The 26,172-nt window shown below is 46.5% G+C and carries 31 protein-coding genes and 1 other annotated feature; of the genes, 29 read left to right on the top strand and 2 right to left on the bottom strand.

Annotated features, from left to right (window positions below; translation table 11 throughout):
- The first annotated feature begins 27 nt into the window (after window positions 1-27).
- The 16 genes from BTO30_RS05915 (at window position 28) to pheA (ending at window position 11,366) form a co-directional block, all read left to right on the top strand.
- A complete protein-coding gene (locus tag BTO30_RS05915) occupies window positions 28-618 on the top strand; it encodes a Maf family protein (protein ID WP_075397784.1) in 591 nt (196 codons plus the stop codon).
- A 51-nt stretch (window positions 619-669) separates the two neighbouring features.
- Window positions 670-1,341 carry a RadC family protein gene (gene radC / locus BTO30_RS05910; RefSeq protein ID WP_211272824.1) on the top strand — a complete coding sequence of 224 codons (672 nt, stop codon included), beginning with the start codon at window positions 670-672 and terminating at the stop codon, window positions 1,339-1,341.
- 135 nt (window positions 1,342-1,476) lie between these two features.
- The gene (locus BTO30_RS05905) at window positions 1,477-2,487 is read left to right on the top strand and encodes a rod shape-determining protein (RefSeq protein WP_075397783.1); all 1,011 of its coding nucleotides are present in this window, start codon (window positions 1,477-1,479) and stop codon (window positions 2,485-2,487) included.
- A 102-nt stretch (window positions 2,488-2,589) separates the two neighbouring features.
- Complete coding sequence (mreC, locus tag BTO30_RS05900; protein WP_075397782.1) at window positions 2,590-3,480, top strand: rod shape-determining protein MreC; 891 nt, start codon at window positions 2,590-2,592, stop codon at window positions 3,478-3,480.
- Window positions 3,477-3,989: a rod shape-determining protein MreD gene (mreD, locus tag BTO30_RS05895; RefSeq protein ID WP_075397781.1), complete on the top strand. Its 513-nt coding sequence runs from the start codon at window positions 3,477-3,479 to the stop codon at window positions 3,987-3,989. Before mreC ends, mreD begins: the two co-directional genes overlap by 4 nt.
- Window positions 3,990-4,056: 67 nt before the next feature.
- Window positions 4,057-4,734, top strand: a complete 678-nt coding sequence (gene minC / locus BTO30_RS05890) for a septum site-determining protein MinC (protein WP_075397780.1) — start codon at window positions 4,057-4,059, stop codon at window positions 4,732-4,734.
- 1 nt (window position 4,735) lies between these two features.
- Window positions 4,736-5,545 carry a septum site-determining protein MinD gene (gene minD / locus BTO30_RS05885; RefSeq protein ID WP_075397779.1) on the top strand — a complete coding sequence of 270 codons (810 nt, stop codon included), beginning with the start codon at window positions 4,736-4,738 and terminating at the stop codon, window positions 5,543-5,545.
- 84 nt (window positions 5,546-5,629) lie between these two features.
- A complete protein-coding gene (locus BTO30_RS05880) occupies window positions 5,630-6,079 on the top strand; it encodes a hypothetical protein (RefSeq protein ID WP_075397778.1) in 450 nt (149 codons plus the stop codon).
- Window positions 6,030-6,887: a site-2 protease family protein gene (locus tag BTO30_RS05875; RefSeq protein WP_143331916.1), complete on the top strand. Its 858-nt coding sequence runs from the start codon at window positions 6,030-6,032 to the stop codon at window positions 6,885-6,887. Before BTO30_RS05880 ends, BTO30_RS05875 begins: the two co-directional genes overlap by 50 nt.
- Before the next feature lie 47 nt (window positions 6,888-6,934).
- Window positions 6,935-7,008 (top strand) — a sequence feature (ribosomal protein L21 leader region).
- Window positions 7,009-7,020: 12 nt separating this feature from the next.
- On the top strand, window positions 7,021-7,329 hold the full coding sequence (gene rplU, locus BTO30_RS05870; RefSeq protein WP_075397776.1) for a 50S ribosomal protein L21: 309 nt from the start codon (window positions 7,021-7,023) through the stop codon (window positions 7,327-7,329).
- 12 nt (window positions 7,330-7,341) lie between these two features.
- Window positions 7,342-7,674: a ribosomal-processing cysteine protease Prp gene (locus BTO30_RS05865; RefSeq protein WP_075397775.1), complete on the top strand. Its 333-nt coding sequence runs from the start codon at window positions 7,342-7,344 to the stop codon at window positions 7,672-7,674.
- Window positions 7,675-7,689: 15 nt separating this feature from the next.
- Window positions 7,690-7,974 (top strand): 50S ribosomal protein L27, encoded by a 285-nt coding sequence (gene rpmA, locus BTO30_RS05860; RefSeq protein ID WP_143331919.1) that lies wholly within the window; start codon window positions 7,690-7,692, stop codon window positions 7,972-7,974.
- Window positions 7,975-8,131: 157 nt separating this feature from the next.
- On the top strand, window positions 8,132-8,668 hold the full coding sequence (locus BTO30_RS05855; RefSeq protein ID WP_245796352.1) for a Spo0B domain-containing protein: 537 nt from the start codon (window positions 8,132-8,134) through the stop codon (window positions 8,666-8,668).
- A 15-nt stretch (window positions 8,669-8,683) separates the two neighbouring features.
- Window positions 8,684-9,973 (top strand): GTPase ObgE, encoded by a 1,290-nt coding sequence (gene obgE / locus BTO30_RS05850; protein ID WP_075397772.1) that lies wholly within the window; start codon window positions 8,684-8,686, stop codon window positions 9,971-9,973.
- Window positions 9,974-10,004: 31 nt separating this feature from the next.
- Window positions 10,005-10,466 carry an ACT domain-containing protein gene (locus tag BTO30_RS05845; RefSeq protein ID WP_075397771.1) on the top strand — a complete coding sequence of 154 codons (462 nt, stop codon included), beginning with the start codon at window positions 10,005-10,007 and terminating at the stop codon, window positions 10,464-10,466.
- Window positions 10,467-10,496: 30 nt separating this feature from the next.
- On the top strand, window positions 10,497-11,366 hold the full coding sequence (pheA, locus tag BTO30_RS05840) for a prephenate dehydratase (protein ID WP_075397770.1): 870 nt from the start codon (window positions 10,497-10,499) through the stop codon (window positions 11,364-11,366).
- 40 nt (window positions 11,367-11,406) lie between these two features.
- On the opposite strand, the gene BTO30_RS05835 is transcribed toward pheA, so the two are convergent.
- Window positions 11,407-11,940: a transcription repressor NadR gene (locus tag BTO30_RS05835; RefSeq protein ID WP_075397769.1), complete on the bottom strand. Its 534-nt coding sequence runs from the start codon at window positions 11,938-11,940 to the stop codon at window positions 11,407-11,409.
- Between the two features lie 21 nt (window positions 11,941-11,961).
- Window positions 11,962-13,065 carry a cysteine desulfurase family protein gene (locus BTO30_RS05830; RefSeq protein ID WP_075397768.1) on the bottom strand — a complete coding sequence of 368 codons (1,104 nt, stop codon included), beginning with the start codon at window positions 13,063-13,065 and terminating at the stop codon, window positions 11,962-11,964.
- 94 nt (window positions 13,066-13,159) lie between these two features.
- Between BTO30_RS05830 and nadB the strand changes: the two genes are divergently transcribed.
- The 13 genes from nadB to tgt all read left to right on the top strand — a co-directional run bounded on the left by nadB (window position 13,160) and on the right by tgt (window position 26,137).
- A complete protein-coding gene (gene nadB, locus BTO30_RS05825; RefSeq protein WP_075397767.1) occupies window positions 13,160-14,746 on the top strand; it encodes an L-aspartate oxidase in 1,587 nt (528 codons plus the stop codon).
- Window positions 14,700-15,560, top strand: coding sequence for a carboxylating nicotinate-nucleotide diphosphorylase (gene nadC, locus BTO30_RS05820; protein WP_075397766.1), 861 nt, complete (start codon window positions 14,700-14,702; stop codon window positions 15,558-15,560). The genes nadB and nadC overlap by 47 nt, the downstream gene beginning before the upstream one ends.
- The gene (nadA, locus tag BTO30_RS05815; RefSeq protein WP_075397765.1) at window positions 15,547-16,656 is read left to right on the top strand and encodes a quinolinate synthase NadA; all 1,110 of its coding nucleotides are present in this window, start codon (window positions 15,547-15,549) and stop codon (window positions 16,654-16,656) included. The genes nadC and nadA overlap by 14 nt, the downstream gene beginning before the upstream one ends.
- Window positions 16,657-16,721: 65 nt before the next feature.
- Entirely contained in the window at window positions 16,722-17,291 is a 570-nt protein-coding gene (safA, locus tag BTO30_RS17850; RefSeq protein WP_075397764.1) for a SafA/ExsA family spore coat assembly protein, read from the top strand.
- Window positions 17,292-17,564: 273 nt separating this feature from the next.
- Window positions 17,565-18,317 (top strand): DeoR/GlpR family DNA-binding transcription regulator, encoded by a 753-nt coding sequence (locus BTO30_RS05805; protein ID WP_075397763.1) that lies wholly within the window; start codon window positions 17,565-17,567, stop codon window positions 18,315-18,317.
- A complete protein-coding gene (pfkB, locus tag BTO30_RS05800; RefSeq protein ID WP_075397762.1) occupies window positions 18,314-19,243 on the top strand; it encodes a 1-phosphofructokinase in 930 nt (309 codons plus the stop codon). Before BTO30_RS05805 ends, pfkB begins: the two co-directional genes overlap by 4 nt.
- Window positions 19,240-21,108 (top strand): PTS fructose transporter subunit IIABC, encoded by a 1,869-nt coding sequence (locus tag BTO30_RS05795; protein ID WP_075397761.1) that lies wholly within the window; start codon window positions 19,240-19,242, stop codon window positions 21,106-21,108. The genes pfkB and BTO30_RS05795 overlap by 4 nt, the downstream gene beginning before the upstream one ends.
- Before the next feature lie 106 nt (window positions 21,109-21,214).
- A complete protein-coding gene (locus BTO30_RS05790; RefSeq protein ID WP_075397760.1) occupies window positions 21,215-22,021 on the top strand; it encodes a uroporphyrinogen-III synthase in 807 nt (268 codons plus the stop codon).
- Between the two features lie 81 nt (window positions 22,022-22,102).
- The gene (gene ruvA, locus BTO30_RS05785; RefSeq protein ID WP_075397759.1) at window positions 22,103-22,714 is read left to right on the top strand and encodes a Holliday junction branch migration protein RuvA; all 612 of its coding nucleotides are present in this window, start codon (window positions 22,103-22,105) and stop codon (window positions 22,712-22,714) included.
- A 12-nt stretch (window positions 22,715-22,726) separates the two neighbouring features.
- Entirely contained in the window at window positions 22,727-23,734 is a 1,008-nt protein-coding gene (gene ruvB, locus BTO30_RS05780) for a Holliday junction branch migration DNA helicase RuvB (RefSeq protein WP_425429443.1), read from the top strand.
- On the top strand, window positions 23,731-23,937 hold the full coding sequence (locus tag BTO30_RS05775; RefSeq protein WP_075397757.1) for a DUF2905 domain-containing protein: 207 nt from the start codon (window positions 23,731-23,733) through the stop codon (window positions 23,935-23,937). Before ruvB ends, BTO30_RS05775 begins: the two co-directional genes overlap by 4 nt.
- A 15-nt stretch (window positions 23,938-23,952) precedes the next feature.
- Window positions 23,953-25,011, top strand: a complete 1,059-nt coding sequence (gene queA, locus BTO30_RS05770; RefSeq protein ID WP_075397756.1) for a tRNA preQ1(34) S-adenosylmethionine ribosyltransferase-isomerase QueA — start codon at window positions 23,953-23,955, stop codon at window positions 25,009-25,011.
- Window positions 24,998-26,137, top strand: coding sequence for a tRNA guanosine(34) transglycosylase Tgt (gene tgt / locus BTO30_RS05765; RefSeq protein WP_075397755.1), 1,140 nt, complete (start codon window positions 24,998-25,000; stop codon window positions 26,135-26,137). The genes queA and tgt overlap by 14 nt, the downstream gene beginning before the upstream one ends.
- The last annotated feature ends 35 nt before the right edge of the window (window positions 26,138-26,172 follow it).

The following is a 26,172-nucleotide window of genomic DNA, read 5'->3' as shown; positions in this document are numbered from 1 at the left end:
TATCCCTATACAGAAAGGTGATCCTCTTTGACCAGCATTATACTTGCTTCATCATCACCCCGCAGAAAAGAATTGCTTTCTCAAGTGTTGATTCCGTTTACCGTACACGCTGCAGATGCAGACGAAACCATTTCACCGGGAACGGAGCCTTCTGATGCTGTTGAACAGCTTGCGCTCCGTAAAGCAGAAGCTGTTTTTGCCCATTATCCGGATGCTGCTGTCATCGGTGCAGACACCGTTGTCGTTCAGGACGGGCGCATTCTTGGCAAACCGGCTGATGCGTCAGAAGCAGCGGCGATGATTGCGTCGCTCTCCGGAACTGTTCACTCCGTTTACACAGGTGTTGCCATTATCACAGCGAACGAAACCGTGATGTTTCATGAAAAAACCGATGTTGAATTTTGGAAATTGACCGGGGAAGAAATCGCCGCCTACATCCAGACGGGAGAACCGTTTGATAAAGCGGGCGGCTACGGCATTCAATCCGCCGGCGCGCTGTTTGTAAAAGCGGTGCATGGCGACTATTTTACGGTTGTCGGTCTCCCGCTTTCCTCGCTGTACCGTCATCTAAAACGTCTCGGAATCCTAACAGGCGGCCTCTCTTCCCCTGCAAAATGAAAGGGGACTCCTATTTTGACAAATGATTCAATTTTACCCGCCCAGCCCATGATGATTCGAGATGTACCCCCGCATGACCGCCCGCGCGAGCGAATGATTGCTTCCGGGCCTCACAGTCTTTCAAATCATGAACTTCTAGCCATTTTACTCCGCACCGGAACGAAACAGGAATCGGTCCTTCAGCTATCCAACCGCATATTACATGAATTTGAAGGGCTGCGTTTGCTGAAAGATGCGTCCCTTGAAGAAATTACTTCTATTAAAGGAGTGGGCAGTGCAAAAGCGGTCCAGATCATGGCGGCCATTGAACTTGGCCGCCGTCTCGGCCGGCTGAAATATGAAGACCGCTTTATGATTCGTTCCCCGGAAGATGCCGCCAATTATATGATGGAAGAAATGCGGTTTCTCAGCCAGGAGCATTTCGTTTGTTTATACTTGAATACAAAAAACCAGGTGATGCATAAGCAGACGCTGTTTATTGGCAGTTTGAACGCCAGCATCGTGCATCCGCGTGAAGTTTTCAAAGAGGCATTCAGACGATCTGCCGCCTCCATCGTCTGCCTGCATAATCACCCGTCCGGCGATCCCGCCCCGAGCCGCGAAGACATCGATGTGACGAAACGGCTTGTCGAATGCGGAAAAATTCTTGGAATTGACGTGCTTGACCACCTTATTATTGGTGAGAAAAAATTTGTCAGTTTGAAAGAAAAAGGTTATTTATAACGCTATGATTTTTTTTTTCGTTCCGCTATAATATAAGTTATGGTTTTTGAGAAACGATTCACACTATTTTAACGACCATTAATAGGGAAATGATCACGATAAAAAGGATCGATTGAGGAAAGGGAGATACACTACATGTTTGGAATTGGGAGCCGTGATTTAGGCATTGACCTTGGAACAGCGAATACACTTGTTTATGCGAAAGGGAAAGGGATCATCGTTCGTGAACCTTCCGTTGTCGCATTACAGACCGATACAAAGCAGATTGTTGCAGTTGGAAACGATGCAAGAAACATGATCGGAAGAACACCAGGCAATATAATTGCGACGCGTCCGATGAAAGACGGCGTTATTGCCGACTACGAAACAACGGCCACAATGATTAAATATTATATTAAACAGGCAACAAAAGGCTCTACTGGCTTTCTATCAAGCAAGCCGTATGTTATGGTATGCGTACCATCCGGTATTACAGCTGTTGAAAGACGCGCCGTTATTGATGCGACACGTCAAGCCGGTGCCCGCGACGCCTATCCGATTGAAGAGCCGTTTGCAGCGGCAATTGGGGCAAATTTACCTGTCTGGGAACCGACAGGCAGCATGGTGGTGGATATCGGCGGCGGTACGACAGAAGTGGCGATTATTTCACTCGGCGGCATTGTGACAAGTGAATCACTCCGCGTCGCCGGTGATGAAATGGATGATGCGATTATCGCTTACATCCGCAAGCAGTATAATTTGTTAATCGGTGACCGTACCGCGGAAATGATTAAAATGGAAATTGGTTCAGCGGGTGAAGTGGAGGATATTCCGAACATGGAAATCCGCGGACGTGATTTGTTGACAGGCCTTCCGAAAACGATTGAAATTACAGCGCAGGAAATTGCCGATGCATTGAGAGATACAGTTTATGCAATTGTGGATACGGTGAAAGGCACGCTTGAAAAAACCCCGCCGGAACTTGCTGCGGATATTATGGATCGGGGCATTGTGTTAACAGGCGGCGGTGCACTCCTTCGCAACCTTGATAAAGTGATCAGCAAAGAAACGAATATGCCGGTTATTATTGCGGAAAACCCGCTTGACTGTGTGGCTGTCGGTACAGGCCTTGCACTGGATCACATTCATTTGTTTAAAAATAAATAAATTTCGTCAATGAGGCCGGTTCTCCGCGCTCTAATCGGCTGTGCCGGTGCGCACTGAACCTGCCTCACCGTTTTGAATGCTTAGAAAACTGAGGTGGATTTCATGCCGCAATTTTTTACAAACAAGCGATTAATCATTTTACTTGGCAGCATCATTATTCTTGTGGCATTGATTGGCTTTTCCCTTCGCGACCGCGCTAACATTACTTGGCCTGAAAAATTTGTAAAAGATGTGACCGGCTTTGGACAAAATATCGTATCAAAACCGGCCGGTGCAGTGGAACAGTTTTTTGATGATATCCGCCGGCTGCGGAATACATATGAAGAAAATGAAAAACTGCGAACCCATTTAGATGAACTGGCCCAGCTTGAAAGTGATGTCACCCGGCTGAAAAAAGACAATGCGGAGCTGCGGAAAGTGCTGGAAAAGGAAGAAAGTTTAGCAGATTACGAGCCGGTGCAGGCAACAGTTATTGCCCGAAATCCCGATCGCTGGTATGAATTAATTACGATCGATCAAGGGGAATCATCCGGCATCGAACCGGATATGGCCGTTATCACAGCCAGCGGACTCGTCGGCAAAGTGAAAAGCACCTCTAAATTTACCTCAACGGTACAGCTGCTGTCAGCGCATGATCCGCAAAACCGTGTGTCTGCGATTATTCAGGCGGATGCGGCTATTTATGGGCTGATTGAAGGATATGACGAAGAGAAAAAAATGCTGAAAATGACAAAAATTCCGTCTGATTCGAACGTAGCAAAAGGGCAGACCGTCACCACATCCGGACTCGGAGGTGTTTTTCCGAAAGGTCTTGTTATAGGAAAAGTAACAGAGCTTGTACCGGATGAATTCGGGTTGACCCAAACCGCACTTGTGGAACCGGCAGCCAGTTTTTATGATCTTGAACACGTGATGGTATCCAAACGGGCCATGACAAAAGTGCTTCCAGAAGAAGATCGCCAGCAAGTAGTCATTGAGGAGGAAGCGCTGTGAAAAAAGGACTTCTTCCTCTTTTAATGATTGCCCTTTTTTATAGTGACAGTGTCTTTATGGTTTTTTTTCCGGAAAATGCGTTTAACGGGATATACGTGCCGGTACCGCGTTTCTTTTTAATCGGACTGTTATTTATGTCCGTTTTCTTTGACCGGAACACAGCAATTAAGTATGGCTTCTTATTCGGATTTTTATTTGATATGTTCTATACAGGACTATTGGGTGCTTATATGTTCTTCCTGCCGCTGATTGTCTACATCACGTCGAAATTGACGAAATGGCTGCATAGCACGCTAGTCATTTTCTTCATCATCGTGCTGTTTGACATTGCGCTGCTTGAAATGATTATATACGGACTGAATGTGCTTGTTCAGCGGTCAGAAGCTTCATTTGAGCAGTTTGTCTTTATGCGGCTATGGCCGACACTTGCATTAAATGCGATTTTTTATATCCTGTTCGCCATTCCGCTCCGAAATGCTTTTCAAAAATTAAAAAACATATTCGGCTGATCCTTTAAAAAAGGAAATGGGCACCGTTCTGTCGAATAATGAGACGTACAGAGGTGGGATACTTGCTATGAAAACAGGGCAAAACGTAGTCATCAAAGGGACGAAAGATGGCCTGACTCTTCAATTGAATGATAAGTGTGCGTATAATGAATTAATAGAAGAATTGACAGAAAAGCTCGATGCCGTTACGAAAGACGGACAGGGGGCGCTTATTACCGTCTCCGTTCAGACAGGGAATCGCTATGTGACTGAAGACGAGAAAGAAGCATTAAAAAGTTTAATCCGCCAGCGGCGTCATCTCGTCGTTGAAGAGATAAAATCGAATGTGATGACCATTGAGGAAGCGGTACGCTGGAAAGAGGAAAATGAAATTGTGTCCTTTGTGGGCCGAATTCGTTCCGGACAGGTACTTGAAGTGCCGGGTGATCTGTTGTTGATCGGTGATGTAAATCCGGGCGGTACAGTGATGGCCGGCGGCAGCATTTTTGTGATGGGCGCATTAAAAGGTGTTGCACATGCCGGCTGCTACGGAAACAAACAGGCCGTCATTACGGCGGCGAAAATGATGCCGTCCCAGCTGCGCATCAGCAGTCATTTGACGAGGTCGCCTGACCGTTATGATGAAGAAGAAATAACAGAATCTGAATGCGCTTTTATTAACGAAGCGGATCAACTTGTCATTGACCGGCTGCAAGTATTGAAATATTTGCGGCCTGACATATCGACGTTTAAAGGGGGCTTTTGAAGTGGGTGAAGCAATCGTCATTACTTCCGGAAAAGGTGGTGTCGGCAAAACGACAACAACTGCCAATCTCGGAACAGCGCTCGCGCTGCAGGAAAAAAAAGTGTGCCTAGTAGATACCGACATCGGCCTTCGCAACCTCGATGTAGTTATGGGGCTTGAAAATCGGATTATTTATGATCTTGTCGACGTTGTCGAAGAGCGATGCAAAACACATCAGGCTCTCGTTAAAGACAAGCGTTTTAACGACCTGCTTTATTTGCTTCCGGCTGCACAAACAACGGATAAGTCAGCTGTGACACCGGAGCAGATGAAAAAATTAATTGATGAGCTGAAGCAAGATTACGATTATATTTTAATAGATTGTCCTGCAGGTATTGAGCAGGGATACAAAAACGCGGTTGCCGGAGCGGATCATGCCATTGTCGTCACCACGCCTGAAAAATCATCTGTGCGTGATGCGGATCGGGTCATCGGCTTACTTGAAAAGGAAGAGGGCATGGCGCCGCCGAAATTGATCGTGAACCGCATTCGCAATCACATGGTGAAAGAAGGCGATATGCTCGATGTGGATGAAGTGGCCGCTCATTTGTCCATTGAATTGATTGGCATTGTTGCTGACGATGATGAAGTCATTAAATCATCTCATAACGGCGAGCCGGTTGCACACAATCCAAACAATCGCGCTTCGATTGCTTACCGCAATATTGCACGCCGTATTTTAGGTGAATCCGTCCCGCTGCAGCAGCTGGATCAGGAAAAAGAAACATTCCTTACGAAATTCAAACGCTTTATCGGCATGGGCCGATCATAAAAAAAAACCGCTTATTGAAGCGGTTTTTTTTTCGTATTTGCTTGTGCCTGTGCATACAAATAAAAAAAAGCAGGAGTGGTGATCGTGAAACGAAAAATTGCCGGGGCAGCCCTTCTATATTTATTGGTTTATGTAAATCGGGATCAGCCGGCAGTTTATTATTTATTTACCGGTGATTTCACATTTGCCCGCACCGCTTATGTATATGAACGCCATCTCGGTGCGCTTTTGCCTTCATTGCATGGGCAGCCGGATGGAGCAATTACGCCAGTGAACGTGTCCCACACACTTAAAGCAGAAAGGGCGGGAATGGTTGTGCGGATTAACAAGGACGATCATTCAATTGTTCTGCAGCATAATGACGGAAGTGAAACGGAAATCGATGGGGTGTATGTTAACGATTTTGGATTGTTTGAAAAAGTGGACGAAGGAGCGGTGATCGGGGAGCCGGCAAAGGAATCCGTGCATATCACGAGGCGGAAAAATGGACAGGTCATCTCAAAGCAACGAATGGGAGCAGACGAGATTGATTAGAATTCATCCTCTTACATGGCTGATGGGTGCTTTGGCGGCTGCTGTCGGGATGTTTGCGGAAGCGCTCTGTTTATTAACTATCATTTTCGTTCACGAACTCGGCCATGCAGCGGCGGCCAAATTTTGCGGCTGGCGGATTGTTAAAATAGAGTTTCTGCCGTTTGGAGGGAAACTGGAAACAAATGAACATGCAGGACGGCCGCTTGCTGAAGAATGGCTCGTCGTCCTGTCCGGTCCTTTTATGCATATGCCGCTCGCGGCGGCGTTCTTTTGTTTATTGCACACCGGAGTGGTCGAACCGGACGTTTATTCATTGTTAATTCAGTTGAATGTCCTCATACTTCTCTTTAATTTACTCCCTGTGTTGCCGCTTGACGGTGGAAAAATGATCCTGCTGCTATTATCCGCTGTCCGTCCTTATTATGACGCTTACAGGATGGCCATTCACTGCTCTTTTTTCATGCTTGTCTGTCTTTTTGGAGCGGCGATTTATGTTCTTCCGTTTTACTTGCAGCTGCTGCTGACCGTATCGTATATTACCGTTCAGCTTTTGACCATGTGGAAAGAAAAGGAGTATATGTTTATCCGCTTTTTGACGGCGCGGTTTTACGAACCGGTGCAGCTTAGAATGCTTCATATTCACACAGGCAGCCGCCAGCTGTTAATGGAAACTGTTCGTCAATTACACCGGAACCGGACACATCTTTTCATGGTAGACCGGAGAGTGAACATCACTGAATATGAACTGTTAACGCATTTTTTTCAAGGAAAGAAAAGGGTGGATGAGATCATTGAAAATAACGATTGACACAGTGAATTGAAAGTGATAGAATTCATATGTTATTGTTTGTAGCACCCGTGCTACAACCGCACACAGCAGGTTCAAGTATCTCCGGATCACCTGGTACGTGGCGAGTCTGAGTAAACAGGGAGGTGCAGAAATGTACGCAATTATTGAAACAGGCGGCAAGCAGATCAAAGTTGAAGAAGGTCAAGCAATCTACATCGAAAAATTGAACGCTCAAGATGGTGATTCTGTCACTTTTGATAAAGTTCTTTTCGTTGGCGGCGACAACGTGAAAGTCGGCAGCCCGGTCGTAGAAGGCGCAACTGTAACGGCGAAGGTTGAAAAGCAAGGACGCGCGAAGAAAATCATCGTTTTCAAATTTAAAGCTAAGAAAAACTACCGCAGAAAGCAAGGACACCGTCAGCCTTACACAAAAGTAGTCATTGAAAAAATCAACGCGTAAGGCGATGATTGAATGATTTATGTTGATGTAAACAAAGACGAATCGGGCTTGATTCAGTCGTTTACGATGAAGGGCCATGCAGGCTACGATGAAAGCGGCAAAGACCTCGTCTGCGCTGGCGCTTCGGCTGTTTCATTTGGTGCGATTAACGCAGTGGAAGCACTGACCGGCATCACCCCTCATATTGAGCTTGGTGAAGACGGCGGGCTGCTTTATTGCGAGGTGCCGGATGAACTGCCGGAGGACAAGCGGAGCCAGATTCAGCTATTGCTCGAAGGCATGATCATTTCACTGAAGACAATTGAAGAAAGCCACGGAGAGTATATTCAAATAAACTTCCTATAGGAGGTGAAAAACATGTTGTTGAAATTGGATCTTCAATTTTTCGCATCCAAAAAAGGGGTAGGTTCTACAAAGAACGGACGTGACTCTGAGTCGAAACGCCTCGGCGCTAAACGTGCTGACGGCCAGTTCGTAACAGGTGGTTCTATCCTTTACCGTCAACGCGGTACGAAAATTCACCCGGGTGAAAACGTAGGACGCGGCGGCGATGATACATTGTTTGCGAAAGTAGACGGTATCGTTCGTTTCGAGCGCGTTGGACGCGATCGTAAAAAAGTAAGTGTATATCCTGCTGCTCAATAAGCGGATTACGGATGGAGGCGTTCTGAAAGTCAACCTTTCGGAACGCCTCCGTTTTTTTATGTATGGCCCGCCATCTTTCCGGTCCAAACTGTAAATTTTTCTGCTATACTAACAGAAAGGAATTTGTTGTCTGGACACGGGAGGTGCACATTTGCAGGTGAGAGAGAAAAAATGGACCGCCATAGAAGCACTCCGTCATGCGCGGCATGACTGGATGAATGATATACAGCTGATTAAAGGTTTTCTTGCTTTAAATAAAATAGATGAGGCTGCCCGTGCAGCTGATCATATTATTGTCAAAGCTGTGCAGGAGTCGAAACTGTGCAATCTTGGCATGCCAGGGATGGCGGAGATGTTTATCACGTTTAACTGGGAGAAGCATAAATTCCTGCTTGAATTTGAAATAGACGATGAGATGGTCATTGAGAAAGTGGACGATGAAATGGTGACCGGCTTTTTTCAATCATTGTTTTCACTGCTCGAACGGCACATCTCAGACTATAGCGGCCAAAATTTATATACCGGTTTTGCGGAAAAAGACGGCCGTCTGATGGTACGAATTGAATGGGACGGTGAGCTTTTCGACCGCTCTCTGTTAATGGAACGGATCAATCAATTGCTTCAGCCTGATGAAGTGTGCGGCAAGGTCATGAAATCAGATGATCAGGATATACTAATGGAAGTGAATTTTTAGGAGGAAAAGAACAATATGTTTGTAGATCAGGTCAAAATATATGTAAAAGGCGGCGACGGCGGGAACGGGATGGTTGCCTTCCGCCGTGAAAAATACGTGCCAAACGGCGGTCCAGCCGGCGGTGATGGCGGCAATGGAGCGAATGTTGTATTTGAAGTGGAAGAAGGACTGCGGACGCTGATGGATTTCCGCTATCAGCGGCATTTTAAAGCACCGCGCGGCGAACACGGAATGAGCAAAAACATGCATGGTAAAAATGCCAAAGATATGATTGTCAAAGTGCCGCCCGGAACAGTCGTGACAGACGATGATACAGGTGAAGTGATTGCCGACTTAGTAGAACACGGACAGCAGGCGGTTATTGCCCGCGGCGGACGCGGCGGACGCGGCAACAGCCGCTTTGCGACGCCGGCAAATCCGGCACCGGAGATTTCTGAAAACGGGGAACCTGGTATTGAACGCAATGTTACGCTTGAATTGAAATTGCTTGCCGACGTCGGGCTTGTCGGCTTTCCAAGTGTCGGGAAGTCCACACTTCTATCCGTCGTTACAGCAGCAAAACCAAAAATTGCGGCCTATCATTTTACGACACTTGTGCCAAATCTCGGTATGGTCGAGACGGAAGACGGCCGAAGCTTTGTTATGGCGGACCTTCCGGGGCTTATTGAGGGCGCCCACGAAGGAACAGGACTGGGGCACCAATTTTTACGCCATATTGAGCGTACGCGTGTCATCGTTCATGTGCTGGATATGTCCGGTATGGAGGGGCGCGATCCGTACGAAGATTATGTTACGATTAACAATGAATTGAAAGAATACAACCTCCGTTTAACGGAACGGCCGGAAATTATTGTTGCCAATAAAATGGACATGCCGGAAGCGGAAGAAAATCTGGTGGAGTTTAAGAAAAAAGTGGATGAAAATGCGGTTATTTTCCCAATTTCCGCTTTAACACGGAGCGGTTTGCGTGATTTGTTATTTGCCATTGCCGATAAGGTAGATGAAACGCCGGAATTCCCGCTTGACCATGAAGAAGAAGATCTCTCTGTAAACCGCGTCATGTACCGTCACGAAAAGCAGGCAGCAGAATTTGTTATTTCCCGCGGGCCTGACGGTGCGTTTGAATTAACGGGCAGCAAAATCGAGAAGCTGTTTAAAATGACGGACTTTACGCGTGAAGCATCGATTCACCGGTTTGCGCGTCAGCTTCGTTCGATGGGGGTTGATGAAGCACTTCGCGAACGCGGTGCAGAGAACGGTGATGTTGTACGTCTTTTAGATTATGAATTTGAATTTGTAGAATAACGGCTGACGCAGGCGGTTTGGAAAATGGGGGATGGACGTGGGAAAGAAAGAACAAAATGAAAAATTTTACCTTGTGCGCGAAGACGTGCTTCCGGAAGCAATGAAGAAAACGCTTGATGCAAAAGAATTAATTGAGCGTAAAAAAGCGGATTCAGTGTGGGAAGCGGTGCAAAAAGTTGATTTGAGCCGGAGTGCTTTTTACAAATATCGCGATACTGTATTTCCTTTTCATACAATTGTCAAAGAACGGATCATTACGCTGTTTTTTCATCTGGAAGACCGGTCCGGCACCCTGTCTGAACTGCTTGCTGTTGTGGCCGGCTGCGGAGGAAACGTACTGACGATCCATCAGACGATTCCGCTGCAGGGCCGCGCGAACGTAACGCTTTCTTTAAATGTAACGGATATGAAATTGGGGCTGGATGAACTGTTAGCCCGGCTGAAAAAGCTTGAATTTGTTGATACAGTGGAAGTGCTCGGATCGGGTGCTTAATTTGTTTCAATAGAGACTGGAGTGAATGGCTTGAGAAAAATTGCTTTTTTAGGACCTGCAGCGACGTTTACTGATATCGCTGTGTCGGATGCGTTTCCGGACGATGAACGTATTCCTTGTGTAACAATCCCGGAATGTATGGATTTTGTGCTGGATGGAAGGGCGGATCTAGCTGTTGTGCCTATTGAAAATGCGCTGGAAGGCACAGTCAATATGACGATCGATCACCTTTTCCATGAAGCCGATTTGACCATTGTCGGTGAACTAACCGCACCGATTCAACAGCATTTGCTCGTGCATCCGGATCATGCGGATCACTGGAAAGACGCAGGACGTGTGCTGTCGCATCCGCATGCGATTGCACAATGTCATAAATTTTTGAACCGCGAATTTTATGGTGTTCCGTACCAGCAAATGACTTCTACAGCTGCAGCAGCGAAATATGTAAGCGAGCATCCGGAACAGTGTATAGCAGCTATTGCGAATTCATTGTCTGCTGAAGAATACGGATTGTTCATGGCGCAGGCAGACATTCATGATTACAATTTCAATCATACACGTTTTCTTGTTCTGTCGAAAACGCACGAAGAATTAACATTTCCTTTACCAAAAACGGGCGGGAAAACGACGATTGTCGTTACGCTCCCAACGGATCGTCCAGGTACGCTTCATCAGGTGCTGGCGACGTTCGCCTGGCGTAATTTGAATCTCGCGAAAATTGAATCGCGTCCGTTAAAAACGGGTCTTGGCAACTACTTTTTCATTATTGATGTCGCACAGCGCATTGATGATGTGCTCGTGCCCGGTGCTTTTGCTGAAATGGAAGCACTCGGCTGTAAAGTACAGGTCCTTGGAAGCTATTATGGATATGAAGTGGGACAAGCAAAGAATAAAGTCTAAAAAAGACTGCCGAAATATAGGCAGTCTTTTCCTGTTTAGGTTACTCGAGCAGCAGTCCAGCTTCTTTTAATACCTGCTCTGCCTCATTGAGCGTTTCTTCATCTTTAGCAGAAATCGTATGCAAATGAACACCGCCTGTTAATTCGGATAAATAAGCGGCGTTTGTTTCATGAATACGTTCAAAAAAACGCAGCGCTTCTTTACGGTTTGATACCATAATGGAAGCGGTCAAATCACCGTAAACAGGATGTTCAATTTTAACGTCTTTCACGAGTACGCCAAGATCGACAAGCAGCAGGAGCTCTTCTTCTGTCTTTTCAGGTGGATGAACGCATGCAATAATTCGTTCACATGCTGTTTCAGTCTGTTTTTCTAAATAGATGTATCCCTGACTTGTCGCCATAATAGGGTTGCCCCGCGCTTTCAGTAATGTGATGTCGCCAACGATCACCTGCCGGCTTACACCGGCTTTTTCAGCAAGCTCGCTTCCGGTAAGCGGTCTTTTTTCATTTTGAAGCCAGTCTAAAAGCAATGTGCGCCGCTCTTCCCCGGTCCGTTTCTTTTTTTCTGTCATGCGTAATCCCTCCACTATGTATCATAGCATAACCGCATGCTCCGCGGCATGTGAGAGTGCAGCGGCCAGTGCGGCCACTTCGTCTTCAGTCGTCTCCATGCTGAGTGAAATGCGAAAAAATTGGCGTGCTTCCTCCATTGTCATCCCCATGGCCAGTGCGGCTTTCGTTCCGGCTGCGGCGGATGTATCACAGGCGCTTCCGGTCGAAATGTATATGTTTTTCGCATTTAATGTGAGCATAATAAGCTGTCCTTCGATACCGGGAATGCACATGCCGATCACGCCGGGAAACTGCTGCGCTTCATCTGCTTCAATCCATCTGCACATCGTTCCTTCCAATTCTTTTTTCAATAGATGACGCAAAAATGAAAGCCGTTCCAAATCAACAGACAATTGAGCGGCTTCTGCAAATGCTGCAACAGCGGGTGTATCAACTGTCCCCCCTCTTATTCCTTTTTCATGTGTCATGCCGGGAAAGACAGGTGTAACAGAGGTGTAGGGAGATAAATAAACCGCACCGCATCCTTTTGGTCCACCCATTTTATGCGCAGAGAATGTCATGGCGTCCGCTTTAATATTGGTGACATCCAGTTTTCCAAATGACTGGACACAGTCTGTATGAAAGAGCACCCCGTGATCCTTTGCCATGATGGCCACTTTTTCAACCGGCTGAATAGTGCCGATTTCAGGATTAACATGCTGAATGGAAATCAACACGGTATCCGGCCGGATTGATTTTTGAACATCCTCTGCGGACACAATGCCTTTTTCATTCAACGGCAGTCTTGTTATGTCAAACCCCTCCATCTCCAGCAGTGTCATGGCTGAATGGACCGATGTATGCTCGGCCATGGAAGTGATAATATGTTTCCCTTTTCGGTTGCGGGCCATCGATAAAATCGCCAGCACATTCCCTTCCGTTCCGCTGCCGGTAAAATAAATGCCGTCTGTACAGACACCGGCTTTTTGAGCGATTTTCCCGCGGCAGCGCTGTAAAAGAAAATTTGCTTTTGATCCCTCATCATGAGGACTTGAGGTATTTCCCGGGAAATGCTGTGCAGCTTCTAAATAAACGGCCAGTGCTTCTTTTCGCATTGGTGAGGTGGCAGCATAGTCAAAGTACATCCTTCACACTTCTTTCTATTGTAAATTTAGCTTGTCATATCGTTTATTTTATGTAAATATAAGTGTAAAGACAACTGTAAAGTGAGGGTAAACGATGAAATTTTCGTCGCAGGTCGTTATCATCGGATCGGGAATTGCCGCGCTGCAGGCTGCCAAACATTTAGGAGTGCAAGTGAATGTGATTGTTATCACAAAATCGGTTATTCGTGACAGCAATTCATATTATGCACAGGGTGGAATTGCGGCTGTTTTGTCCACAGACGATACGTATGATTCCCACATGCAGGACACATTCGAAGCGGGGGAATATCATCACTCTCTGTCAAACGTTCAGCAGCTCATCACAGAAGGTGCAAACGCTGTGAAAGAACTTTTACAAGAAGGGTTTCCGGCAGACTATCGATCGGATGGAACATTGTCACTTTGTTTAGAAGGAGCGCACAGCAGGCATCGGATCGTTCATTCAGGCGGTGATGCCACCGGGAAAATGATGATTGAGCATTTCATTCAATCATTGCCGGATAATGTTCGTATTATCGAACGAGAAATGGCCTTTGAGCTGATAGTGTCAAATGGAACATGTTTCGGTGTGAAGACGAAAAATGCAGACGGTGTGATTCATACATATGAAGCGCAGCACACCATTCTTGCAACCGGCGGGGCAGGAGCGCTGTATCCGTTCACCTCAAACAGAAAAACACTGACCGGTGACGGGATTGCTCTTGCTTACCGGGCAGGGGTAGAGGTAACCGATATGGAATTTGTGCAATTTCACCCGACTCTTTTATTTGTCAATGGTGAAACGAAAGGTCTCGTATCAGAAGCGGTTCGGGGAGCTGGTGCCGTTCTTGTCGATGAAAACGGGCGGCGGCTCATGAGAGGCGTTCATCCGATGGAAGATCTCGCTCCCCGGCACATAACCGCGTTTGAAATTTACAAAGCGCTCAAGAAGGGGCGTAACGTGTTTCTTGATGTATCGATGATTAATGATTTTCAGGAGAGGTTTCCGACGATTTCTGCTTTATGTTTAGAAAATGGGATTGACTTAAAAGAAGGATTGATTCCGGTTGCACCGGGAAGCCATTTTTTAATGGGAGGGGTGAAGGCGGATTCGTATGGACGAACCTCGATTGCACGATTGTATGCGGCCGGTGAAACAGCGTGTACAGGTGTGCATGGAGCGAATCGTCTTGCTAGCAATTCTCTTCTCGAGGGCATTGCATTTGGGAAAAGGATGGCAATACACATTTTAACTTATAAAAAAAAATCGATGAATTTCCAGCCGGCCGAACAAGCTCGTCCGGTTCAGCTGCCGCCGCTTTTTGAAATGGACGAACTGAAGAAGAGGATGATGGAGGATGCCGGAATCATTCGGACGAAACAAGGACTCGCCAGAATGACGGACTGCTTGCGGATAATGGAAGGAGCGAATGGTGACATAAGCGGACTGTCTATTGAAGACATGGAGAAGCTGTTCATGCATACGACAGCGTATTTAATTGCCAGGGCGGCATTAGAGAGAACCGAGACGCGGGGGGCTCATATCCGGGCGGATTTTCCGGAATCAGCACCATTATGGAGAAAAAAATGGGTGACGTTTGAAAAAGGAATGTTGTCGGTGAGGGGTGAAGAAAATGAATTTGATCAAGCTCGACCAAATGCTTACAGCTTTTTTTATTGAAGATATTGGGGACCGTGATTTGTCGGGGGATAGTATTTTTTCAGAAGAAGAAAGGGGGTCTTTTACATTTACCGCCAAAGAAGAAGGTGTTTTTTGCGGGCGCTCTGTTATTGAAAGGGGTTTTCGGCTGGTAGATGAGCAGGTTACGGTTGCGGTATTTAAAAAAGACGGTGAAAAAGTGGAAGCGGGCGAAATGATTGCCCGTATTCACGGCTCATTGCGCGGGCTGCTGGCCGGGGAACGGGTTATATTAAATGTCATTCAGCGAATGTCCGGGATTGCAACCGCAGCGGCGCAGGCGGTCAAAAAAGTGGAAGGAACGGGAGCACGTATTTGTGATACAAGAAAAACGGTACCGGGGCTGCGCATGCTTGAAAAATATGCTGTAAGAGCCGGCGGGGCGTTTAATCACAGGACGGGTCTTTATGATGCGGTCATGCTGAAAGACAACCATATTGCTTTTGCCGGAAGCATTACGCGCGGTGTGGAACAAGCGCGTAATGTTTGCGGATTGACGGTGAAAATTGAAGTGGAAATCGAAACGAAAGAGCAGCTGGAAGAAGCGGTGGCAGCAGGAGCGGATATGATTATGTTCGATAACTGCACGCCGGCTGACATAAAAGCATGGCTGCCGCTTGTTCCGGCGCACATTGCCACGGAAGCGTCAGGCGGCATTACACTGGAAAACTTGCGTGAATATGCGTTAACGGGCGTGGGCTGGATTTCACTTGGGGCACTCACTCATTCTGTGAAAGCGCTCGATATTAGTGCACGCGTGGAAATGAAAGGGGCTGGATTGAATGGGGCTGACTGAACTGTTGAAGACAAAAGAAGCCATACTTCCGGAAAAATATCGGAATATGGAGGAGGCTGCAATGGAGCAGCGAGTTCATGACATAAGAAAAGAACTTGGCACATCCCTTTTCATTCCGGGTCACCATTATCAAAAAGATGAAGTCATCCAGTTTGCAGATGCAATTGGAGATTCATTGCAATTGGCACAAGTATCAGCGGCGAACCGTGCGGCAAAACATATTGTATTTTGCGGTGTTCATTTTATGGCAGAAACAGCAGATATTTTGACGATGGACAGCCAGACCGTATATTTACCCGATATGCGCGCGGGCTGCTCAATGGCGGATATGGCTGATATTTACCAAACGGAACGCGCCTGGACAGCTCTGCAGGGTTTATTCGGTAACACGATCATCCCGCTCACCTATGTCAATTCAACAGCCGCCATTAAAGCGTTTACCGGAAGAAATGGCGGATCGTGTGTGACATCTTCAAACGCACGATCCATAGTAAAATGGGCATTTACACAGAAGGAACGCCTGTTATTTTTGCCGGATCAGCACCTCGGCCGCAATACGGCGTTTGATATGGGCGTTCCGCTTGATCAGATGGCGATCTGGAATCCAATGACGGACACGCTGGAGTACGATGGGGATCTGGATAACATCCAAGTGATTTTGTGGAAAGGACACTGCTCGGTTCACGAAAATTTTACCGTTTCAAATATTGAAGAGCTGCGACGGACAAGACCGGATGTGAACATTATCGTTCATCCCGAATGCCGCCGTGAAGTCGTTGCGTTGTCTCATGATAACGGTTCGACAAAGTACATTATCGAAGCAATCGAAAAGGCATCTCCAGGCTCCGCATGGGCCATTGGAACCGAAATGAATCTCGTCAAACGCATTATCGCGCAGCATCCGGATAAAGACATCATGTCATTGAACCCGAATATGTGTCCATGCCTGACGATGAACCGGATCGATTTGCCGCATCTTCTCTGGTCGCTGGAAACAATTATGGAAGGAGGAACGGGCAATATCATCACTGTAGATGAAGAAACAGCCGCACAGGCACGGCTTTCTCTTGAGAGAATGCTGGCACAGGCGGACTGAATTTTTCAGCACATGGACGATGTGGGCGCATACAATATGTTGAATGCTCATTGAGGAGGGAAACAATGAAAATCCATATTGTTCAGCGCGGTGATACGCTATGGTCAATTTCTGAAAAGTATGGGGTCAGTTTTGAAGAAGTGAAAAAGATGAATGCGCACCTCGCCAATCCAGAAATGATCGTTCCGGGTATGAAAATTAAAATACCTGAATCTGCCGGTCACAAAGGAAAGGAAAAAATAGTTCCGAAAAAAGAAAAAGAACACGCAGCTCCGGTTAAAGAGAAAGAAAAAATCTATCCCGAGAAGGAAAGGGTACATCCTTTTGCACATGAAAAACCGACGCCGTATCCACCTGTGATGGAGTTGGAAATGGAAGAAATCGAGGAGCCGATCAAGCCGGAAAATTGGATGACCCAGCCGGTTCCTGCTCCGTCACCTGAAGAACATGGAATGATGATGCCCTGTCCGCCGATGCCTTGCTATTTTTACCCTATCCCATTTCCGATGCCTTATCCAATGCCGCATATGATGCCATATATGCATGAAGTGGAGATGGAGCGTGAAGAGAAAATAGAAATGCAAGATTATTCATGGCCGCACATGATGCCGCATTGCCCATATTGCCATAGATAACTAGGTGAGGCGTGCTTCGTGCGCGTCTTTTCTTTCGTTTTCAGCGGATATACAAAGAAGCGAAACAAACAGCATTCAATAAGAAGCATAATCCTTCAAATATGATTTGATCTAAAGCAGGATGATCTCTTGGTCATCTTGTTTTTTTGATGAAATAAGCAAATTTGACTGATTTTTGATTGTTTTTGATAAAAAATGATTGAAAATGATTGTTTTTATATGAAAGCGGTTGTATAATGAAATCAACAAAAAAGAACAGGAGGGATGAAACCTGTGTTGACGGAAGAACGCCATGTGATGATTTTAAATTTTCTGAAAGAAAAAGAAGTGGTTAAAATTCATGAGCTGACTGAATCGACGGGCGCATCAGAATCAACGATCCGCAGGGACTTAACCGATTTGGAAGATGCGGGGCTGCTCAGACGTGTTCACGGCGGTGCGGCAAAAGTATCACGGAAACGCACAGAGCCGACGATGGATGAAAAAACGAACCGCTTTTTAGATGAAAAGCGTGCGGCCGGCCGGCTGGCTGCATCCCTCATCGAAGACAATGACTGCATCTTCATAGATGCGGGTACAACGACATTAGCGCTGATTCCTTATATTAAAGCAAAAAATATTGTCGCGGTAACAAACGGTTTTGATCATTTAAGGCTTCTGGTGGAATGCGGAATCGAAGCGTATGGAACCGGCGGCCGGCTTAAACAATCCACCAAAGCGTTAACTGGTACCGGCGCGGTTCATGGACTGCAGCAATACTGGTTTGATAAAGCCTTTCTTGGTGTAAATGGGATTCACATAGCGGCCGGCTACACGACTCCGGATCCTGAAGAAGCAGCGGTTAAAAGAGAAGCACTTAAACGCGCACAGCAGCCATACGTTGTAACAGATGCGTCAAAATTTCAGGAAAGCGCCTTTGTACACATTGCGGATTTGGAACAAGCGGTCATAGTAACTGGAAAAATAACAGAGAAAACGAGACGGATGTTCGAAGACAGAACGGACATCAAGGAGGCTTTAATATGATTTACACATGTACGTTAAATCCAGCTGTCGACTATGTTGTACGCGTTGAAGATTTTCAAGCGGGCGGCTTAAATCGATCAGAAAGTGCAGATCTATACGCAGGCGGTAAAGGCATCAATGTTTCACGATTGCTGAAACGTCTTGGCAGCGATACATGTGCGATCGGGTTTGCCGGGGGATTTACCGGTGATTTTATTAAGAGTGAGCTTGATCGTGAAGGTGTGTTTCACCGGTTTACTTCTGTTAATGGTACGACACGCATTAATGTAAAGCTAAAATCCGGCACGGAAACAGAGATTAATGGACCGGCCCCCGTTATTTCCGAGGAAGAGGCAAATCGTCTTGTGCAAGTGACAAGTGAGTTGACCGAGCGCGACTGGCTCCATATCGGCGGCAGCGTACCATCGTCACTTCCGGCGGATTATGCGGGCACATTGATTGATACAGCCCGAAAAAAAGGGGCCCGCGTTGTGGTTGATACGAGCGGTGCGGCACTAAAAGAACTGTTACCATACAATCCGTTTTTTATAAAACCTAATCATCATGAATTAAGTGAACTGCTTGGAACGGATGTCAATACGAAAGAAGAAGCAGCGCTTATTGCGAAAAAGCTCATTGATGGCGGAATAGAAAATGTCATTGTTTCAATGGGTGGGGAAGGTGCTGTTTTTGTGAATAAAGAATCCGTCTATTTTGCCTCGCCGCCAACAGGAACGGTGAAAAATACAGTTGGAGCCGGGGATTCAATGGTTGCCGCATTTATGGCGAAAATTGAAGCCGGACTTGAACCGCACAAAGCCTTTCATTGGGCAGTCGCAGCAGGCAGTGCAACGGCATTCTCGGATGATTTATGTACAAAAGCGGAAGTGGAACAGGTGTACAGCCGTGTGAAAATAATGAAATTAGAACAGGAGGGCACACAATGAAAATCACAGATTTATTGAAAAAAGACACGATTATTATGGATCTTTCGTCATCTGACAAAGCCTCTGTTATAGATGAACTTGCAGCAAAATTAGATCAAGCGGGCCGTTTAAACGACAATGCTGCTTTTAAAGAAGCCATTTTAGCACGTGAGGCACAAAGCACAACCGGTGTTGGCGAAGGGATTGCGATTCCTCATGCCAAAACAGCGGCAGTCAAGACAGCCGCTGTCGCTTTCGGACGCTCCAAAGAAGGAATTGATTATGAATCACTTGATGGACAGCCGGCAAACCTATTCTTCATGATTGCAGCTCCGGATGGCGCGAATGAAGCGCATCTTGAAACACTGTCAAGTTTGTCTTCATTTTTGATGGACTCTTCATTCCGCGAAGTATTGATGAATGCACAGACAGAAGAGGACATTGTCCAGGCATTTGAATCTCGTGAAGAGGCACCGGTTGAAGAAGAAACACCAGCTCCGGTAAATGACCGTGCACCGACTGTTCTTGCGGTGACAGCCTGCCCGACAGGTATTGCCCACACATACATGGCGGCAGATGCATTAAAAGCAAAAGCGAAAGAAAAAGGAATTAACTTTAAAGTCGAAACAAACGGTTCAAGCGGCGTGAAAAACGCATTGACGGCAGATGAAATTGCTAACGCATCAGCGATTATCGTGGCAGCGGACAAGCAGATTGAAATGGAGCGTTTCAAAGGCAAACACGTAATTCAAGTGCCGGTTGCGCAGGGAATTCGCAACCCGGATGGACTTTTGGACCGCGCGGTGAAGCAGGATGCCCCTGTTTACCAGGGAGGAAGCGGTTCAAGTAAAGAAGATGCCGCGGGATCAGCTGGTAACGCTTTTTACAAGCATTTAATGAGCGGTGTATCCGCTATGCTCCCATTCGTTGTGGGAGGCGGTATTTTAATTGCCATTTCATTTGCTTTTGGTATTGAGGCTTTCAAGCCGGATCATCCAACTTACAATGAATTTGCCAAAGCATTAATGGATATTGGGGGCGGCAGTGCGTTTGCCCTTATGATTCCGGTATTGGCCGGTTTCATTGCAATGAGTATTGCAGATCGTCCAGGTCTTGCTCCGGGGATGATTGGCGGTATTTTGGCAGCCAATGGCGGTTCTGGTTTCCTTGGAGGCTTGATTGCCGGTTTCCTTGCAGGGTATGCGGTTATTGGACTAAAGAAATTATTTAACGGTCTTCCGCAATCTCTTGAGGGTATTAAACCAGTCTTATTGTATCCTTTATTTGGTGTTTTTATTACCGGTATAGCTATGATATATGTCATTAATGGTCCGGTAAGTGCACTCAATACATGGTTAGTAGACGTCCTTGGCGGTATGGGTACAAGCAACCTTGTTCTTCTGGGTATTATTCTTGGCGGTATGATGGCTGTAGACATGGGCGGTCCTGTCAACAAAGCTGCCTTTACATTCGGCATTGCCATGATTGATGCAGGAAACTACGCGCCGCATGCTGCCGTTATGGCGGGAGGGATGGTTCCCCCGCTTGGTATCGCGCTTGCGACAACTTTCTTTAAATCGAGATTTACAGCACAGGAACGTGACGCCGGGAAAACAAACTATATTATGGGAATGTCTTTCATTACAGAAGGAGCCATTCCGTTCGCGGCGAAAGATCCGGCGCGTGTCCTGCCGGCTGCGATTATCGGATCCGCGGTTGCCGGTGCTTTGACCATGCTTTTTAAAATCGGACTACCAGCTCCGCATGGCGGAATTTTCGTTTTCCCGATTGTACAAGGAAATCCATTCCTTTACTTCGTGGCTGTTCTCATTGGAGCAGCAGTTACGGCTGTCCTTCTTGGAATCTTAAAAAAACCACTTAAGTAATGGCAGTCAGGACGGTTCAACCATTTGTTGAACCGTCTTTTTTTTTTTATGGAAAAACAGAAGTGAAAAAGATAGTATTAAAAGAAAAGAGAAATGGGGAGAAGTCATGGGGAATTTAACTAACAAGCGAATTGCCATTGCCGGTTCACGCAAAATGGCGGAAATGGGCACAATGATTGAAAAAAAAGGCGGTATCCCGCTGGAGCGTCCATTACAGGAAACGGTAAAATGTACGCCGGAAGAAATGAAAAAAGAAATTGAAACAGTTATAGATCAAGGAACAGACTGGAGTATTTTCACAACAGGAATCGGTACAAATACGGTATTTGAAGCGGCAGAATCACTTGGACTCCTAAATGAGTTTAAACAGGTAATTGGTCAATCCCACATTGCGAGCCGCGGATATAAAACGGTGCAGGCATTGAAAAAATACGGATTTGTACCGGAAGTGGTGGATGGTGACGGGACAAATGCCGGATTATTAAATGCCCTGCAAGAACAGGACTTACATGAAAAATCCGTTTTTTTGCAGCTGCACGGCGAACCTGTACCTGCGCTTGAAAATTGGCTTGAAGAAAAAGGAGCCGTCCTCTCATACGTGCTCCCGTACAAAACGACCGTCCCGCAGCCGGACGTTGTAGCACAGCTTGTGGATGAAGTAATCGCCGGCGATGTTGAAGCCGTGCTGTTTACGGCGTCTCCACAAGTCCGTGTTTTATTTCAAGAAGCGTCAAAACGCCATTTAGCAGCAGAATTGGCCAGTGCATTTAATGAAAAAGCCGTCGCCGGTTCAGTTGGAAAAGTCACTACGGGAACCTTGAATGAACATGGTGTTACACGTATAGTGGCACCGGAACATGAGCGGATGGGCGCCCTTGTCGTGGCTGTGGATGAGTATTTCAAAGGTGACTGAATATTAAGGGAACAAATGTTTCTTTTTTGATTTTCATATGGTATGATACAATGGACGAATCGTGTTAAAGGAGCGGACATTTTGTACGAGTACATAAAAGGCACTATTACTTTCATTGGCCCGGAATATATTGTGGTTGAAACGAATGGAATCGGGTATCTGCTGTTAACGCCAAACCCGTTTGCATTTTCGAAATATGAACAAACGAATGTGACGGTTTATGTGTATCATCATGTAAGGGAAGACACGCAGCTTTTATTCGGGTTTATGACATCGGAAGAAAAGCGGCTGTTTGAAAAATTGATCAGCGTATCGGGTATCGGCCCTAAAGGCGCGCTTGCCGTACTGGCATCCGGTGAGCCTTCACATGTCGTCGGTGCGATTGACCGCGAAGATGAAGCTTATTTAATCAAGTTTCCCGGCATCGGTAAAAAAACAGCAAGGCAGATGATTTTGGACTTAAAAGGGAAACTGGATGAAGTGATGCCGGATCATCTATCCGGATTATTCCAGCCGGAAAAGGTACAATCTGCTGCGCCAAGTAATGCAGAGTTGGAAGAAGCGCTGCTTGCTCTTGAAGCGCTTGGGTATTCAGCTAGAGAAATAAAGCGGATTTCGGGACGTCTTGAAAAAGAAGAAGCGATGTCAACCGATGAATACATTCGCAAAGGACTGCAATTATTGCTCGGATAAAAGGAGGGAGCTTTGTTGGAAGATCAGCGTGTTGTATCAGGCGGTGCCGGAGCAGATGAGCGGTTTGAAGAACAATCGCTCCGTCCGCAGACGTTAAATCAATATATTGGACAGGACAAGGTGAAACAAAACCTGTCTATTTTTATTGAAGCGGCTTTGAAGCGGGAAGAGACACTTGATCATGTGTTATTGTACGGACCGCCCGGGCTCGGGAAAACAACGATGGCGGCCGTTATTGCGAACGAAATGGGCGCAGGGTTCCGGACAACATCGGGACCGGCGATAGAACGTCCTGGTGATCTGGCGGCCGTGCTGACCGCACTGGCGCCGGGTGACGTTTTATTTATTGATGAAATTCATCGGCTGCCGCGGTCCATTGAAGAGGTTTTATATCCTGCCATGGAAGATTTTTGCCTGGATATTGTGATCGGGAAGGGGCCGGAGGCACGCTCTGTCCGGCTTGATTTGCCGCCCTTTACATTAATCGGCGCGACGACACGTGCGGGGGCCTTATCCGCACCGCTTCGTGACCGGTTCGGTGTTCACTCGCGTCTTGAATACTATTCTCCGGAGCAGCTGACAAATGTGATTTTGCGGACAGCGGATATTTTTGGTACGGAAATAGATGACGAAGGTGCTAAAGAGCTGGCGCGCCGATCCCGCGGAACACCACGGATCGCGAACCGTTTGTTAAAGCGGGTCCGTGACTATGCGGAAGTGCGTGGTGATGGGGACATCACGCTTGAAAAAGCGAATGAAGCTCTGGAACTTTTACAGGTGGATCGCCTCGGCCTTGATCATATCGATCATAAGCTTTTGACGACTATTCTTGGCCGTTTCAAGGGTGGGCCGGTCGGCCTTGATACACTTGCCGCAAGCATCGGGGAAGAGCCGGCGACGATTGAGGATGTCTATGAACCCTATTTATTGCAAATTGGCTTCTTGCAGCGGACGCCGCGCGGCCGGACGGCATTGCCGGCCGCATATGAACATTTTCATCTGGAGGTGCCTTCATCATGACCGTAATGGGCAGACTATTGATGATCATCGGGGCGGTGCTGCTCGTTATCGGCTTTTTAATGCAGTTTACAAAGCTTGGCCGGCTTCCTGGTGATATCGTCATTAAAAAAGAAAACGCGACTTTTTACTTTCCGATTGTGACATCTATTGTTGCAAGTATTGTACTGTCGCTTATTTTTTATGTGATTGGAAAATGGAAATAAATAAGAGGTGTGGAGATGAAGGTAGAAGATTTTGATTTTAATTTGCCGGAAGAGCTTATTGCACAGACTCCTTTAAAGGAACGTGCAGAAAGCCGGATGATGGTGCTTGATAAAAAAACAGGTGCTGTGCGCCACGAAGTGTTTAAACATATAGTGGATTACTTGCAGCCGGGTGATTTGCTTGTGTTGAACGATACGAAAGTGCTGCCGGCCCGTCTTCACGGTGTGAAAGAAGACACAGGCGCAAATATTGAAGTTCTTTTATTAAAGCAGAATGAACAGGATGTGTGGGAAACGCTTGTCAAACCGGCAAAGCGCATGAAAAAAGGAAGTGTCATTTCATTTGGCGATGGCAAACTTCGCGCCGTTTGTACAGCCGAAGAAGAGCATGGCGGACGTATGCTGCGCTTTGAGTATGAAGGTATTTTTTATGAAGTGCTTGATGAACTTGGCGAAATGCCGCTTCCTCCATATATAAAAGAACAGCTTGAAGAAAAAGACCGTTATCAAACGGTTTACGCAAAAGAACGTGGTTCCGCAGCAGCACCGACAGCCGGCCTTCATTTTACGGAACAGCTGCTTAGTGAATTGAAAGAGCGCGGGGTTGGTGTTGAATTTATTACGCTGCATGTCGGTCTTGGCACGTTCCGTCCTGTCTCCGTTGATTCGATTGAAGATCATGATATGCACGCTGAATACTACACCATTTCCGAACGGACAGCAGAAGCCATTCAGAAAACGAAAGCGGAAGGAGGCCGTGTCATTGCTGTCGGCACCACCTCAGTCCGCACGCTTGAAACAGCAGCCCGCGATCACGGGGTTGTGGAAGCATCCAGCGGCTGGACGGATATTTTTATTTATCCCGGTTTTCAGTTTGGCGCGATTGACGGCATGATTACAAATTTTCATCTGCCAAAATCAACACTCATTATGTTAATCAGTGCTCTTGCCGGAAAGGAAAATGTGCTTTCTGCCTATGCGGAAGCGGTAAAAGAAAAATATCGTTTCTTCAGCTTTGGCGATGCCATGCTTATTATCGATTTGGAAGGCGGTCTTGACAATGTCAGCCATTAAATATGAATTAATTAAAACGTGCAAGCAGACCGGCGCACGGCTCGGCCGTGTCCATACGCCGCATGGAAGCTTTGAAACACCGGTATTTATGCCGGTTGGAACACTGGCTACCGTAAAAACGATGTCACCGGAAGACATTAAGCAGATGGGCGCCAATATTTTATTAAGCAACACGTATCACTTATGGCTTCGTCCCGGCCATGACATTGTACAGGAAGCAGGCGGTCTGCATAAATTCATGAACTGGGATGGCGCAATTTTAACGGATTCCGGCGGTTTCCAGGTCTTTTCATTAAGTGAATTCCGGAAAATTGAAGAAGAAGGGGTTCATTTCCGCAACCACCTGAATGGTGACAAATTATTTTTATCTCCGGAAAAAGCAATGGAAATTCAAAATGCACTCGGGTCGGATATTATGATGGTATTCGATGAATGTCCTCCATATCCTGCTGAATATGACTATATGAAAAAATCGGTTGAACGGACATCACGCTGGGCCGAACGCTGTCTCACTGCGCATAAACGGCCGGAAGACCAAGGGTTGTTTGGCATTGTACAAGGCGGCGAGTATGAAGAACTGCGCCGTCAAAGTGCAAAAGATCTCGTATCGCTTGATTTTCCTGGATATGCTATAGGCGGTCTTTCCGTTGGTGAACCGAAAGATGTGATGAACCGTGTGCTGGATTTTACAACCCCGCACTTGCCTGCTGATAAGCCCCGCTATTTAATGGGCGTCGGTTCACCGGACTCTCTTATTGATGGTGCAATGCGCGGTGTGGACATGTTTGACTGTGTACTGCCGACACGCATTGCAAGAAATGGCACATTAATGACAAGTGAAGGACGACTCGTTGTGAAAAACGCAAAATATGCCCGTGATTTCGGTCCGCTTGATCCGAACTGTGACTGTTACACATGTAAAAATTATTCACGTGCCTACATTCGTCACTTGCTTCATTGTAATGAAACGTTTGGAATTCGACTTACGACTTATCATAATCTTCATTTTCTGATAAAATTAATGGAAAACGTACGTCAGGCGATCCGTGAGGACCGGCTTGGTGATTTCCGTGAGGAGTTCTTTGAGCAATACGGTTTTAACCGTCCGGATGCAAAAAACTTTTGACGTTGTTCTGTTTTTGGAAAGGAGTGAAAATCGAA

Source organism: Domibacillus antri (assembly GCF_001936625.1).
GTDB classification, from domain to species: Bacteria; Bacillota; Bacilli; order Bacillales; family Domibacillaceae; genus Domibacillus; species Domibacillus antri.
The sequence above is the reverse complement of the archived record's forward strand: the minus strand, read 5'-3'. Positions and strand labels throughout refer to the sequence as shown.